The sequence below is a fragment of the Bacillus sp. LH1 genome (genome assembly GCF_057924895.1).
Window position 1 is genome coordinate 4343577 of the sequence record NZ_CM175007.1, and the last position, 14593, is coordinate 4358169.

Annotated in this window: 11 protein-coding genes and 1 other annotated feature; all 11 genes read right to left on the minus strand. The window is 37.4% G+C overall.

Features of this window, described 5'->3' with window-relative positions; genetic code table 11:
• Nucleotides 1–216: 216 nt before the first annotated feature.
• Entirely contained in the window at nucleotides 217–1167 is a 951-nt protein-coding gene (locus ACX9TM_RS22495) for a stage II sporulation protein B (RefSeq protein WP_000361009.1), read from the minus strand.
• Between the two features lie 165 nt (nucleotides 1168–1332).
• The gene (locus ACX9TM_RS22500) at nucleotides 1333–2634 is read right to left on the minus strand and encodes a bifunctional folylpolyglutamate synthase/dihydrofolate synthase (RefSeq protein ID WP_000582064.1); all 1302 of its coding nucleotides are present in this window, start codon (nucleotides 2632–2634) and stop codon (nucleotides 1333–1335) included.
• Nucleotides 2635–2727: 93 nt separating this feature from the next.
• Nucleotides 2728–5373, minus strand: coding sequence for a valine--tRNA ligase (locus ACX9TM_RS22505; protein WP_000072244.1), 2646 nt, complete (start codon nucleotides 5371–5373; stop codon nucleotides 2728–2730).
• A gap of 37 nt (nucleotides 5374–5410) precedes the next feature.
• Nucleotides 5411–5642 (minus strand) — a binding site (T-box leader).
• 250 nt (nucleotides 5643–5892) lie between these two features.
• Nucleotides 5893–6918: a spore coat protein YsxE gene (ysxE, locus tag ACX9TM_RS22510; protein ID WP_000350658.1), complete on the minus strand. Its 1026-nt coding sequence runs from the start codon at nucleotides 6916–6918 to the stop codon at nucleotides 5893–5895.
• Nucleotides 6919–6984: 66 nt separating this feature from the next.
• Nucleotides 6985–7995 (minus strand): stage VI sporulation protein D, encoded by a 1011-nt coding sequence (spoVID, locus tag ACX9TM_RS22515; protein ID WP_002024850.1) that lies wholly within the window; start codon nucleotides 7993–7995, stop codon nucleotides 6985–6987.
• 80 nt (nucleotides 7996–8075) lie between these two features.
• Nucleotides 8076–9362, minus strand: coding sequence for a glutamate-1-semialdehyde 2,1-aminomutase (gene hemL, locus ACX9TM_RS22520; protein WP_063220488.1), 1287 nt, complete (start codon nucleotides 9360–9362; stop codon nucleotides 8076–8078).
• The gene (gene hemB, locus ACX9TM_RS22525) at nucleotides 9362–10351 is read right to left on the minus strand and encodes a porphobilinogen synthase (RefSeq protein ID WP_001087065.1); all 990 of its coding nucleotides are present in this window, start codon (nucleotides 10349–10351) and stop codon (nucleotides 9362–9364) included. The genes hemL and hemB overlap by 1 nt, the downstream gene beginning before the upstream one ends.
• Nucleotides 10352–10371: 20 nt before the next feature.
• The gene (gene hemD / locus ACX9TM_RS22530; RefSeq protein ID WP_000992353.1) at nucleotides 10372–11124 is read right to left on the minus strand and encodes a uroporphyrinogen-III synthase; all 753 of its coding nucleotides are present in this window, start codon (nucleotides 11122–11124) and stop codon (nucleotides 10372–10374) included.
• 2 nt (nucleotides 11125–11126) lie between these two features.
• A complete protein-coding gene (hemC, locus tag ACX9TM_RS22535; protein WP_065382237.1) occupies nucleotides 11127–12056 on the minus strand; it encodes a hydroxymethylbilane synthase in 930 nt (309 codons plus the stop codon).
• Between the two features lie 15 nt (nucleotides 12057–12071).
• The gene (locus ACX9TM_RS22540) at nucleotides 12072–12905 is read right to left on the minus strand and encodes a cytochrome c biogenesis protein (protein WP_000008991.1); all 834 of its coding nucleotides are present in this window, start codon (nucleotides 12903–12905) and stop codon (nucleotides 12072–12074) included.
• Between the two features lie 17 nt (nucleotides 12906–12922).
• Complete coding sequence (gene hemA / locus ACX9TM_RS22545; RefSeq protein WP_000547868.1) at nucleotides 12923–14257, minus strand: glutamyl-tRNA reductase; 1335 nt, start codon at nucleotides 14255–14257, stop codon at nucleotides 12923–12925.
• Nucleotides 14258–14593 lie beyond the last annotated feature (336 nt).

The window sequence follows — 14593 nt, forward strand, 5'->3', positions numbered from 1 at the left end:
CTCACATGAAGCAGAACAATTTATATTAATCGTATCAAAGGAATAGTTTGCCCACAAATGAAAGAAATATTAATTTCTCTAACTAAAATAACACTTCTTTATTGCATACGATTATATTCCTGTCATAGAGAAAGCACTTTGCTCTAAATTCAAAAGAAAAGAAAGAAGTACATGTACTTCTTTCTTACTCATTTTATTATCCTATCATTTCACTTTCTACGAAACAATTTTTTCATACGAGAGTAAACCATCAATAATAACTTGATTTAATTTCGCCAAAGATTCCTTATCCATCTTCCCATCTTTTACTGTTTGTACAGCTACCGACGTATACATATACAGTTTCTTTGCTTCTTCTTGTTTCATACTTTTCCCTTCTTTTTCAACCTTTTTCCATTCTTTTTCAATTACTTCTATATCTTTTGCGCTGCTTTTTCCACCAACTTGTACGCTAGAAGCATATTTTGCTAAATGAGTGTATAATGGCTGCACTTTTGTTAAAAATGTTCCTACTTCTTTATCATCTTTCAACAATGCTTTATCTGTTATATCCCAGTTCTTTTTTAAAACGGAGACACCATCATTTTTATACTTAGTCATTAATTGATTTATAGACTGTTCATCGCTAGCAATACCAACAACTATTGCATACTTATCACCGCTCGGTCTCAAAGCACCAATGCCCCCATTGCCTTTCCATTCTTCAAGAGCTGCCTGTCCCTTTTCTTCAGAAGAATAAAGCCCCCCTTGAACAAAAAATAATTTCATTGGATCCAATGACGTTCCTGCTTGTGCTTTTTGTTTTTCTTCTTTCGGTGCTGGTGTTTGTTCTGCCGTTCCACCCACCTTTGATTCTCCATTTCCAGTCGGCCTTGAAGCTGTCACTTCACTTCCTCCTGTCGTTCCTTGTCCAGTAAGTAAATGAAGCATCCCCATTCCAAACGCCGTACCGATAATGATTGCAGTTGCAACGATTACAATTAATGTATTACTCCACTTCTTTCGGTATTTTTCCACAGACATTGATTTCGCTTTTTGAAACGGAACAACATTTTTCGGTCGTTCACTTTCTACTACCATCCATTCAAATTCATCTTTCTTTTTTTCCTCATACTTCGCTTCTGTTCCATTCACTTTCACTGAGATCGTTCGTGATTGCTTGTCCATACACTCACACCTCACCTCTTATCGTTGTCCGCATCATATCATATTCATTTCATAAAAAAACGAGATATTTGTCAGAGAAATTCGCCAAATAACCCTATATATTTATCTTATATGTATGCATTTGACTTCATTTGTAGAACAAAAAAACTAGATAGCAAAGACTATCTAGTTTTTCTCACAAATATATTTTCGTACTTCAGAAATGAAATAAAGAGAACCTGTTATGATAAAAACATCATTTTCTGCTATCATTTCAACTTTTGTATCAATTGCCTCTTTCCAATTTTCAAAAACTAATTTTGATTCTTTCTGTGAATATGATGCAAGCTTATCAGCAGAAATAGCACGATCAAAGGCGAATGTTGTAAAAATAATTTCATCTGCAATGGTTTCTAATTGGCCTACCATGTTATGTAATTGTTTATCACCAAGGGCAGTAAATAACACTATTACATTTTTATCTTTGTAATGCGCTTCTACTGTTTTCACAAGGCTTTCGATACCTTCTGGATTATGAGCACCATCTATAATAATATCTGGATTACTTTGCAGTTTTTCAAAGCGCCCCACCCAATACGCTTCCTGTAATCCAGTTCTTATTTCTTCTTCCTCAATTAAAAATGATAAGTATGTTTTTACATACATGACTGCCATAAGCGCAAGTGCTGCGTTTCCTACTTGGTGGCTGCCTTTCATTGTGATTCGCACATCTTCAAAAGAGGCGAAAGGACAAGTGAAATCGAACTGTTCTCCATCTTCACTAGACTGTTTATGTAATGCTGTAAAATGGTTGCCCATCTCGTATAAGTTTGCATGATTTTCCTTTGCAACATTTTGAATGACTTGCAAAGCTTCTTCATCTTGTACACCAGTAATTACCGGCACGCCAGACTTAATAATCCCCGCCTTTTCATATGCAATTTCTCCTAGTGTATTTCCTAAAATATGCATATGATCGTGACCGATATTCGTAATAATCGTGAGAACAGGGTGTATAACATTGGTAGAATCAAAACGTCCACCAAGCCCTGTTTCAAATAAAACAACATCACAGAAATTGAATTTGCCGAAATAGCAAATCGCCATAACAGTAATAATTTCAAACTCTGTCGCTTCCCCTAAATCCGTTTCATCTAGTTTTTCCACGACTGGTTTTACCAGCTTTACAAGTTCAGTAATCTCTTCGTCTGCAATTGGTGTTCCATTCACACTAATGCGTTCATTAAATGATTCGATGTAAGGAGAGGTAAACGTTCCTACCTTATATTTCGCGCCTTCTAACATGTAACGCATATATGTTAACGTTGAACCTTTTCCATTTGTACCAGCAAGATGAACACATTTGATATGACGCTCTGGATTTCCAAGTTCTTCTAACATCCATCTCATTCTTTCTAATCCTGGCTTAATTCCAAATTTCAATCGGCTATGGATCCACCCTATCGCTTCTTCGTATGTATGTATCACGTATATTTTTCCCCTTTCAAAAGACAACTTTCATAGTTCTATTATACGCAAAGAAAAGAGACTCACCAATATAGTGAGTCTCTAAAAACATTTTTACTTTTCAAGATCTGCTAGACGTTGACGAACTGCTTCGCGTTTTTCTAGGTAATCTTGCTCTTTCGCACGCTCTCCTTCAATAACCGCTGCAGGAGCTTTCGCTACGAAACCTTGGTTAGAAAGTTTCTTCTGTACACGTTCTACTTCTTTATCGAACTTCTCAAGTTCTTTCTCAAGACGAGCTCTCTCTTCATCAAGATTGATAAGATCAGCTAACGGTAAGAATAACTCTGCACCTGATACGATTGCAGTCATTGCCTTTTCTGGCGCTTGTAAGTCTGTTTGAATTGTTAATTCGCTTGGGTTACAGAAACGCTCAATGTAAGAGCTGTTTTTCGTAAGTTGAGCAAGTACAGCCTCATCTTTTGCTTTAATTTGCATTTGAACTTTTTTGCTCATTGGCGTATTTACTTCTGCACGGATGTTACGAACAGAGCGAATGATATCAACTAGAAGGTGCATTTCTGCCGCAGCCTCCGTATCTTGTAAATCTTCGCGAACTGTTGGCCACGCAGCTACTGTAATAGACTCGCCTTCATGCGGTAAATGTTGCCAAATTTTCTCTGTTACGAATGGCATGAATGGGTGTAATAGACGCATTGTTTGATCTAATACGTAAGCTAAAATAGAACGAGTTGTTTTCTTAGCTGCTTCATCTTCACCGTATAGTGGAAGTTTCGCCATTTCAATATACCAATCACAGAAATCGTCCCAAATGAAGTTGTATAATGAACGACCAGCTTCACCGAACTCATATTTATCCATGTTACGTGTTACGCTTTCGATTGTTTCGTTTAAGCGAGTTAAGATCCACTTATCCGCAACTGATTTTTCACCAGTTAAATCGATTTCTTCATACTTCATATCATCCATGTTCATTAATACGAAACGTGATGCGTTCCAAATTTTATTAATGAAGTTCCAAGTAGATTCTACTTTTTCCATGCTGAAACGTAAATCTTGACCTGGTGCACTTCCTGTTGATAAGAAGAAACGCATTGCATCTGCACCGTACTTCTCGATAACATCCATTGGATCAATACCGTTACCAAGAGATTTACTCATTTTACGACCTTGCTCGTCACGAACTAAACCGTGAATTAATACATCTTTAAATGGACGCTCGCCTGTAAACTCTAAACCTTGGAAAATCATACGAGATACCCAGAAGAAGATGATATCATAACCCGTTACTAGTGCATCTGTTGAATAGTAACGTTTGAAGTCTGCTGAATCTTCATTTGGCCAACCAAGTGTGGAGAATGGCCATAATGCTGAACTGAACCATGTATCAAGTACATCGTTATCTTGATTCCAGTTTTCAATATCTGCTGGTGCTTCTGTACCTACGTATACTTCACCAGTTTCTTTATGGTACCAAGCTGGAATACGGTGTCCCCACCATAATTGACGAGAAATACACCAGTCATGAATATTTTCCATCCAACGTAAATATGTGTTTTCAAAACGCTCTGGTACGAACGTTACTTTTTCTTCTTCTTTTTGTTGAAGCGCTACTGCTTTTTCAGCAAGTGGAGCCATTTTTACGAACCACTGTGTTGATAAATAAGGCTCAACAACCGCACCGCTACGCTCACTATGACCTACTGAATGCATATGTGGCTCGATTTCTACTAATACGCCAGCTTCTTGTAAGTCTTTTACTAATTCTTTACGGCATTCGAAACGATCCATACCGTTATACTTACCAGCTTTTTCGTTCATCGATCCATCTTCGTTCATTACTAAGATGCGTGGTAAGTCATGACGGTTACCTACTTCAAAGTCATTCGGGTCATGAGCTGGTGTAATTTTTACAACGCCCGTTCCGAAATCTTTTTCTACGTACTCATCAGCAATAATCGGAATCTCACGGCCTACGATTGGAAGTGTAACTGTTTTTCCGATTAAATGTTTGTAACGATCGTCTTCTGGATGAACTGCTACTGCTGTATCACCAAGCATCGTTTCTGGACGAGTAGTAGCAAGACGAATGTGACCAGAACCATCTGTTAACGGATAGTTCATATGGTAGAATGCACCTTGAACTTCTTTATGAATTACTTCAATATCAGAAAGAGCTGTACGTGTTGCTGGATCCCAGTTGATGATATATTCACCACGGTAAATTAAGCCTTTTTCGTATAATTGAACGAATACTTTATTAACCGCATCTGATAAACCTTTGTCTAATGTGAAGCGTTCACGAGAATAGTCTAGTCCTAAACCAACTTTCCCCCATTGTTGACGAATGTGAGAAGCGTACTCTTCTTTCCACTCCCAAGCTTTTTCAAGGAATTTTTCACGGCCAAGATCGTAACGTGAAATACCTTCTTCACGAAGTTTTCCTTCTACTTTCGCTTGTGTTGCGATACCAGCATGGTCCATTCCTGGAAGCCATAGTACATCGTATCCTTGCATACGCTTCGTACGAGTTAAAATATCTTGAAGAGTTGTATCCCAAGCATGACCTAAGTGTAACTTACCAGTTACGTTCGGAGGTGGAATTACAATTGTATACGGTTGTTTCTTCTCGTCTCCTGTTGCTTCAAAATATTTGCCTTCAAGCCACCATTGATAAAGGCCTTCTTCAACGGACATATGATCATATTTAGTTGGTAAATTCTTTTCCGTGTTTGACATTATTTTCCCTCCTTAAAATAAAAAATGTCCCTCATCCAAAAAGGACGAGGGACATCGCGGTACCACCTTTATTTACAAACAAATTCATAATTTGCTTATACTCTTAATTTGATAACGGACAAATCCGTCTTTTCCTAATAAGAACTGTTCCGTTCAGAAAAGATGCTCCAGGGCTACCTTCTAACATAACTATCTAGAGAATCTCCCAGCTAATGATTCTCCTCTCTGAAGACGTTTCATGTTATACTCTTCCCCTTCAAGGCATTTATATGATTGTTAATTATTATATACAATAGTGTAAAAAACGAAACCTTATTCGTCAAGATAAATTTAAAACTACAGCTTTTGGTGCCAAAAAGAAGATAAGTAGAATCCTCTACTTATCTTCTTTACCCCGCTATTTGTGGGCAGTAAGACCTCCACCTCAAAACTCAGCTGAAGCAAAGAAGTTAGATGGGAGCCCTGGTGCCCGTAAACGCCCAATTAGTGAAGGCTAATCATCAGCGGGGAATGTTTACTTTATCCGTTCCCTTGCTGGGCAGCTTGTAATTGTGACAGGAAATATTCTATATTGCTAACGAGCCAATGCGATTGTTGCAAACTCTTTACTCCGCGCAGTTCATTTTCCTCGTTACGATTATCTCTTCTTTTCTTATAAGACTGGATTTGCCGAATAAATTGCGATGGATACGTCATATACGCAAACATAAGTAGTTGCTCTTCTTTCGTAAAAGGGAAATTTTTTTGATACATTTGAAACCATTCAAACCGATCACTTCTTGCGATTGGATATGTGTTTAAAGACCGTGAATAAAAACCTACTATATCTTGCACAGGCGTTGCAAACTTCGATTTTTCTAAACTAATAAAATAGCCATTCCGTTCATAGTCAAATAAAAAATGATTCAGTGACACATTACCATGCACAAAAGTAATACGCGTTTTCTCCTTTTCTTTCATCGCATCGTTCCACTCATTTAATTGCTTCGTTGCAAATTCACGCGCTCTCATTACATGATGATAGTACGTACAATATTGCAATTCAAACGGGGACATATACCATTTTGATTCAGATTCTACGAGAAACTCTTCTAACATCTCACCATCATTTTCCCAACGATCGGATATACTTGTATAATGTTTTTCTAAATCTTCTTCCGTATACGTTTCTTCCTTCACAGTTTTTTGATGCAACGTTCCAAGTGTCTGAAACATTTTATGGTATTGATCATTGTCCTCACCGTTTCCTTCTGCACGTTCTAACCAAGGCATTAAATAATAATTATACGTCCCGTCACTTAAAATATAACTTCCATCCGTCGCATGATATATAGGTACATAATTTGAAAAACCTTTCTCCTTCAAATATTGAATATGATGCAGAAAGTTATTCCGCTCTAACTTTCTGCCTTCTATTTTCTTGAGTGCATATGGACCTTGATTCGTATAAATTTTCATTACATTTCCGTGCTCTTCCATATGCTGCGTATCCAATCTATATTGCCTCACGATAGGTTCATAGTGATTTCGCAACTCAATATCCATACGAATAACCCTTTCTATTCAAAACATAGCCTCTAAGAAAGGAAGTGAGTGAAAACACTCACTTCCTTATTTCGCCTTTACCCTTGAAACGGGAATATAAATAATTTGCCCCGTATTTAAAAATATATCTTCTGTTTGATTGACACGGTATAAATTTTGTACAGACGTTTCATAACGGTCTGCAATAGATTCAATTGTATCCCCTTCTTGCACGAAATACATTCTTAACTTTGTAAATTCTTCTTCCGGTTCTTTCGTAAATAGTTTTGTTAAATAAAGCGCATTTTCATCTCGCTGTGAGTACTCTTCTTCTTGTTCTTCCTGCTTTTTCGCTTTTTCTTTCTTGAAATCTTTTCGTCCGAACAGTTCAAATTGCGGCGTTGTTTCTTGCTCCTCTTCACGTTCCACAAATTCATGTTCTTCTATTTTCTCTTCTTCTAATTCCTGCTCTTTTCTTTCCTCTAATTGGAACGGTTCAAATGCGTAATCTTCCCACTCATCTGATTCCTTATATGCTGGTTCTTCTACATGCGGCGCCGGTCTATTTTCATCCTCTTGCGCTGAATCTTCTTCTAACTCAGCATACACCGTTTCTTCCTCTTCAACTTCATCCTCGCTTCTCTCTTCATCACACAAACCGGTAATAGATATATCCGCTAATAATTGTAAGCAACCATTTTCCTTTAATTCATAATCAAATTCCTCGATTGATACATATAGCTCTTCAATTACTTTCACTCGATTTCTCGGAATTGATATTTCAAGTGGAAAGGAATGAACAAGTTCATTAACCCCATCTTCTCTTGTTTCTACATAATCAATTGACTTTGCTGGCGATAGTTCTCTTAATGAATACGCGGAATCATCTTTTCGTGCAACATACTCTCCCGTTAAATCTAATTGTCCTCTCACGATTACTTCATGATCAAGCTCTTCTATCTCAACGTCTGGATCTAACGAAATTGACAAAAGTTCTTCGACTTCCTGTCCTTTTTGGAACCACACAGATTCTTTTAATGAAAATCGTAACGAATGATCTGTAGCCACTTCTTTTCCCCCTCCCAAACTATATGTCATTACAGATTTATGTGTGGGAAGCTTACTTTATGAATAAAAAAAATCGCCCCCCTTATGGAGAGCGATTTTTCTCTAATACATTATTTTAATTTTGACATTGCAATTTCAGCTGCTGCAATCGTCGCTTCAATATCTGCATCACTATGTGCTGTCGATAAGAATAAACCTTCGAATTGAGATGGTGGTAAGAATACACCTTGTTCTACCATTTCACGATAGTAAGCCGCAAAGAATTCTAAGTTTGAAGATTTTGCTGCATCGTAATTAATAACGGGTTCATCTGTAAAGAAAATACCAATCATAGAGCCTGCACGGTTAATATGATGCGGAATGCCATGTTTTTCAGCTGCTTTACGTAATCCAGCTTCTAACATTTCAGCTTTACGCTCAAATTCTACATATGATTCTGGCGTTAACTGTACTAACGTTTCATAACCTGCCGCCATTGCAAGTGGATTACCTGATAAAGTACCAGCTTGGTAAATCGGTCCGCTTGGCGCAACTTGGCGCATAATTTCCGCTTTACCACCGTATGCTCCTACCGGTAAACCACCACCGATTACTTTACCTAGGCATGTTAAATCAGGCGTTACGCCATAATAACCTTGGCCACAATTATAAGCTACTCGGAACCCTGTCATTACTTCATCAAAAATAAGCAATGCACCGTTTTGTTCTGTTACTTCACGAAGACCTTCTAAAAATCCAGGCTGCGGAGGAACAACCCCCATATTTCCTGCTACTGGTTCTACAATTACACAAGCAATATCATCACCGAATTGTTCAAACGCGTATTTTACGCTTTCTAAATCGTTATAAGCTACTGTAATCGTATTTTTCGCTACACCTTCTGGTACACCAGGACTATCTGGTAAACCTAAAGTCGCCACACCAGAACCAGCTTTAATTAATAACGAATCACCATGACCGTGGTAACAACCAATAAATTTCAAGATTTTATTACGACCTGTATAACCACGAGCTAAACGTAGTGCACTCATTGTTGCTTCCGTTCCAGAGTTAACCATACGCACAATCTCAATTGATGGCACGCGCTCAATAACAAGTTTTGCTAATTTATTTTCAATTTCTGTTGGTGCACCGAAGCTTGTACCTCTTTCAGCAACAGATTTTAACGCTTCTACAACACGATCATTTGCATGACCATGAATTAAAGGACCCCATGATAATACGTAGTCGATGTATTCATTCCCATCGATATCATATACTTTAGAGCCTTTTCCACGCTCCATAAACAACGGATTCATCCCAACAGACTTAAAGGCACGAACCGGGCTATTTACGCCACCAGGCATTAATTCTTGCGCCTCTTCAAACGCTGCAATTGACTTATCAAACTTTTTCATTATTTAGCGCCTCCTTCTTGTAACCATCTTGCTGCATCTTTTGCATGATACGTAATAATTAAATCTGCCCCTGCACGTTTCATACTAATTAATTTTTCAAGAACAACTTCTTTTTCATTAATCCAACCATTTTGCGCTGCCGCTTTAATCATCGAATATTCACCACTTACATTATAAGCGACAACTGGTAAATTAAAGTTATTTTTCACATCACGAACGATATCTAAGTAAGAAAGAGCTGGTTTTACGATTAAGAAATCTGCACCTTCCATTACATCTGATTCTGCTTCACGGAATGCTTCCATACGGTTTGCCGGATCCATTTGATATGTTTTACGGTCACCAAATTGCGGTGCACCGTGCGCAGCATCACGGAATGGTCCATAAAATGCTGATGAATATTTCACAGCGTACGACATAACTGGCACGTGTCCAAAACCATTTTCGTCTAATGCATGACGAATTGCTGTTACGAAGCCGTCCATCATGTTTGATGGCGCAATAATATCCGCTCCTGCTTTCGCTTGACTTACAGCTGTTTTCGCAAGAACTGCAAGAGACTCGTCATTTAAAATAATCCCATCTTCAATTACACCGCAATGACCATGGCTTGTAAATTGACATAAACATGTATCTGCAACTACTACTAGCTCAGGGAAATCACCTTTAATTTGCTGAATAGCACGTTGTACAATTCCATGATCACAATATGCTGATGATCCAACTTCATCCTTTTCAGCAGGTAAACCAAATACAATAACAGAACGAATACCTAAATCAACAACTTCTTGCATTTCAGCTTGCAATAAATCTAAAGACATTTGATATACGCCCGGCATAGAAGGAACTTCATTACGAACATTTTCACCTTCTAATACAAAAATAGGGTAAATAAAATCTTCCGTATGTAAAAACGTTTCACGCACAAGTGCACGCATGCCCCCGCTTTGTCTTAAACGACGATGACGATTAAATTGTAAAGAGTTCATAGATTTCTATCCCCATTCTTTCATTTTATAGATTCACAAACATATTGTAGTAATGCTTCTACAGTGTACTCTTTCGGCACAATAACAGACGGAAAATAAAGACTTGCCTCTTTTTCCGTAATAGGTCCTATACAAGCAATTGTACATTTTTTTGTCCATTCTCTCCAGTTTGTACCCTCAAGTAAACGAACAAAACTAGTAACAGTTGAAGGGCTCGTAAATGTAATAATGTCTACTTTCCCTAACTTCAATGCTGCTATAAGTTCTTGCTTTTTTTCTATATTCACTTTCGTACCGTATACGATTAGCTCATCTAGAGAAACACCAATTTCCCGAAGTGCAACCGGAATTACCTCTCTTGCTAAATTCCCTTTCGGAAATAAAATACGTTCGTTTCCACTTAATTCTTTTAGAAACTCTTCTGCAAATGCTTCTGCAACAAATGAAGTCGGAACAAAATGAACTTGATAGCCCCTTTTTTCTAACTCTAATTTTGTTTTCACACCTACCGCAGCGATTCTAATGGTTAACGGTAGTTTCTTTTTTAGACTATCTAGAAAAAAAGCTACACCATTTCTGCTCGTAAAAATAACCCAGTCGTATGAATGTAGCTGCTCTTCAATATGTTGAATTTGCCTATGAGACATACCTTCCATACGCAAAAGCGGAATTTCCAATGGAATTCCGCTCTTTTCTTTCACTGCTACACTCATTTGTTTCGCTTGATGCTGGGCACGTGTAATCAATACCGTTTTTCCAGCGAGAGCGTTCATATTTATTGTTGCTCCTTATTTGCAGCAAGAATGAGTTCTTTGGCGCCTTGTTTAATTAAACGGTCCGCGGCCTCTAACCCTACTTTCTCAGGGTTAGTACCCACTACTGTCTCTTTTAATAAAACAGAGCCATCCATAGAGCCGACAAGAGCTGTTAATTCGATTGCATCGTTTTCTGTAAGGGTTGCATATCCAGCAATTGGAACTTGGCATCCACCTTCAAGTTTATGAAGAAATACTCGCTCCGCTGCCACTGTTCTTTCTGTTATCGTATCATTAATATGCGCTAACAACTGCAATAAATCCTTATCATCCTCACGACACTCAATCGCTAATGCACCTTGTCCTACAGCAGGTACACATAACGTATCATCTAAATGTTCTGTAATAACATCATTATCCCAGCCCATTCTTTGTAATCCAGCTGTCGCTAAAATAATCGCATCGTAATCTTCTTCTTTTAATTTACGTAAACGTGTATCGATATTCCCGCGAATCCACTTCACTTGTAAATCTGGTCTCGCAGCGAGTAGCTGTGCACTACGTCTTAAACTACTCGTACCTAAAATAGCACCTTCCGCTAACTCTTTAAACGATGCTCCATTTTTTGAGATAAAAGCATCACGAGGGTCAACACGCTTTGGTGTACAGCCAATCATTAAACCTTCTGGAAGTACGGCTGGCATATCTTTCATACTATGTACAGCCATATCGATTTCTTTCGTAAGTAGCGCATGTTCAATCTCTTTCACAAACAAGCCTTTTCCGCCTACTTTTGAAAGAGTAACATCTAAAATAACATCACCTTTTGTGACAATTTCTTTCACTTCAAATTCATATGGTAGACCTAGGGCTTTTAACTGATCAATAAACCAGTTTGTTTGCGTTAATGCTAGTTTACTCTTTCGTGATCCTACAATAATTTTGCGCATAATTCTCTCTCCTCATTATAAATACCAAAAGTGGAAATTGGACAAACTGCTTAATAGAAAAATGTTTACTAGCATTACGAGAAACGATCCGATATTCCACTGTACAATTTTCTTACCTTGCAACACATCTGCCGCTCGTAAATATAAACCTGTGCAATACACAAATAGAACGACAAAAGATCCGATTACTTTCGTATCATACCAATGGAAATTATCCAATTTTGTATATCCCCATATACATCCTAATAAAATTGCTAGTAAGAAAAATGGAACAGAAAATAAATTTAATCCGTAAGACATAGATTCTAGCTTCGGTAAATTCCCTAACCTTCTTAATCTCGCATTCCATTTTTTCTTTTTTAATAGGCGATATTGCAATAAATACATAATAGAAAAAATGAACGATACAGTAAACGTTGCGTAAGAAATAATTGCCATACCGACATGCACGTATACAAGTTCTGAAACTAATTGTTCCGCAAGTACTGGCGACATCTTTCCGAGCGGTGTAAAAATAGAAAAAGCGCTTACGCCAAATGCTACAACATTTGTAAAAAAGACTAAAAAGTCAATTCTCATAAATCGATTAATAACTAACGACATCGTAATCAATAACCAAACATAAAAATAAATCCCTGATAATAAAGTTAAAATAGGATTCGTTTCTGAATCTGTAGCTCTAAGCAACATAAAAATAGACTGCAGGACCCATACAATCGCAAGTAACCAAAAAGCAAATCGGTTCGCCTTTCGGTTACTTTGGAAATAATCTATAAAATATAAACTAATGCTACAAGCATATAAAATAATTGCAATATGATAAATAATACTGTTATTTAAAAAACTCATCCGATCATCCTTCCAAATTATAAAGATGGAACGGATGGTGTCCACACTCTTTTATGTTCTACTTCTTCCGCACGACTCTCTACTTCTTCCGTTTCTAAATCAAAAATCTTTGCAAATAACGCTAATTTTTCGCTCGCTCCCTCTTCAGCAGCTATTTCTTTCGCTACTAAAATTGGGTCTTTTAATAATTGATTAATAATACTTTTCGTATGCTTACTAATAACTTTTTTCTCACGATCACTAAGGTTTGGTATTTTTCGCTCTAGGCTTACCATCGTTTCACTTTGGATTGCAAGTGCCTTATCACGAAGAGCTGATATTAATGGAACAACACCAAGTGTACTTAACCACGTTTTAAATAGAACAATTTCCTCTTCAATCATAAATTGAATTTTCTCTGCCTCTTTCAAACGCTCAGCACGGTTTGCCTCCACTACTCCTTGTAAATCATCAATATCATACAAGAAAGAACCTTCTAGCTCATCAATCGCTGGATCAATATCACGCGGCACTGCAATGTCAACCATAAATAATGGACGACCAGAGCGCATTTTCTCCACCTTTGTCATCATCTCTTTCGTAATGACATACTCAGATGCACCAGTTGAACTAATTAAAATATCTGCTTCTAATAATGCACATTGTAATTCGCTTAACGATTTTGCATGTCCCATATATTTCTCAGCCATTACTTCTGCTTTCGAAAGCGTCCTATTCATAACTGTTACTTTACGAGCACCACTTCCATATAAGTTTTGTAGTGCAAGTTCGCCCATTTTACCAGCACCAAGAATAAGCACATGACAATCTGTTAACTCGCCAAATATTTTCTTTCCAAGCTCAACAGCAGCATAACTAACAGACATTGCACTTTCCCCGATTGTTGTTTCTGAGTGGGCACGTTTTGCTAATGTAATGACTTGCTTAAACAATTCATTAAAAATTGTGCCTGTTGCTTTAACTTGTTGCGCTTCTAAAAAGCTATCTTTTATTTGACCTAAAATCTGCGTTTCTCCGACTACCATTGAATCTAAACCGCACGTTACGCGGAATAAATGATCTATTGCGCCATCTTGTTCAAAAATAGTTAAATATGGCGCGACTTCTTCTATTTCAAGCTGAAACCAATCAGCTAAAAACTTCTTAATATAATACCGTCCCGTGTGTAATTGATCGACAACAGCATAAATCTCAGTGCGATTACAAGTTGACACAATGACATTCTCTAACACGCTCTTTTGATTTTGTAATGTAGTCATCGCTCGCTCTAGTTCTGCTGCCTGAAATGTGAGTTTCTCACGAAATTCTACAGGGGCTGTTCGATAATTTACACTAACAACAAGAATATGCACGCAGCATGTCCCCCTTCACCCGTTTTATCACTTTATCTACTATCATAATACAACTTTCCTCTTATGAATCTGACAATCGTGTGAACAACCGATTATTTTTTAATTATTCTCCGTATGTAATAAAGGAGATTCAGTAACACTAATAAAAAAATTTCTACTTTATAATGATTATAAATTAATAACTCTATTTGTACGTTACCAAAAAAAGCCCTCATAATCAAGTGATGGAAACTATTCCATATAAATTATAACATCATCTTCCCTATCTTCTTTCATCATGAAGGAAAATATGTATGATTGTTCCAAAATGTAACAAAGACTTTCTCAATACAATGT

Coding starts and splice junctions, on each gene's coding strand:
- hemB (WP_001087065.1), bottom strand. CDS start 10,351: ATGAACTCTTTACAATTTAATCGTCATCGTCGTTTAAGACAAAGCGGG.
- hemL (WP_063220488.1), bottom strand. CDS start 9,362: ATGAAAAAGTTTGATAAGTCAATTGCAGCGTTTGAAGAGGCGCAAGAA.
- hemD (WP_000992353.1), bottom strand. CDS start 11,124: ATGAACGCTCTCGCTGGAAAAACGGTATTGATTACACGTGCCCAGCAT.
- spoVID (WP_002024850.1), bottom strand. CDS start 7,995: ATGACATATAGTTTGGGAGGGGGAAAAGAAGTGGCTACAGATCATTCG.
- ACX9TM_RS22505 (WP_000072244.1), bottom strand. CDS start 5,373: ATGTCAAACACGGAAAAGAATTTACCAACTAAATATGATCATATGTCC.
- ACX9TM_RS22540 (WP_000008991.1), bottom strand. CDS start 12,905: ATGAGTTTTTTAAATAACAGTATTATTTATCATATTGCAATTATTTTA.
- ysxE (WP_000350658.1), bottom strand. CDS start 6,918: ATGGATATTGAGTTGCGAAATCACTATGAACCTATCGTGAGGCAATAT.
- hemC (WP_065382237.1), bottom strand. CDS start 12,056: ATGCGCAAAATTATTGTAGGATCACGAAAGAGTAAACTAGCATTAACG.
- ACX9TM_RS22495 (WP_000361009.1), bottom strand. CDS start 1,167: ATGGACAAGCAATCACGAACGATCTCAGTGAAAGTGAATGGAACAGAA.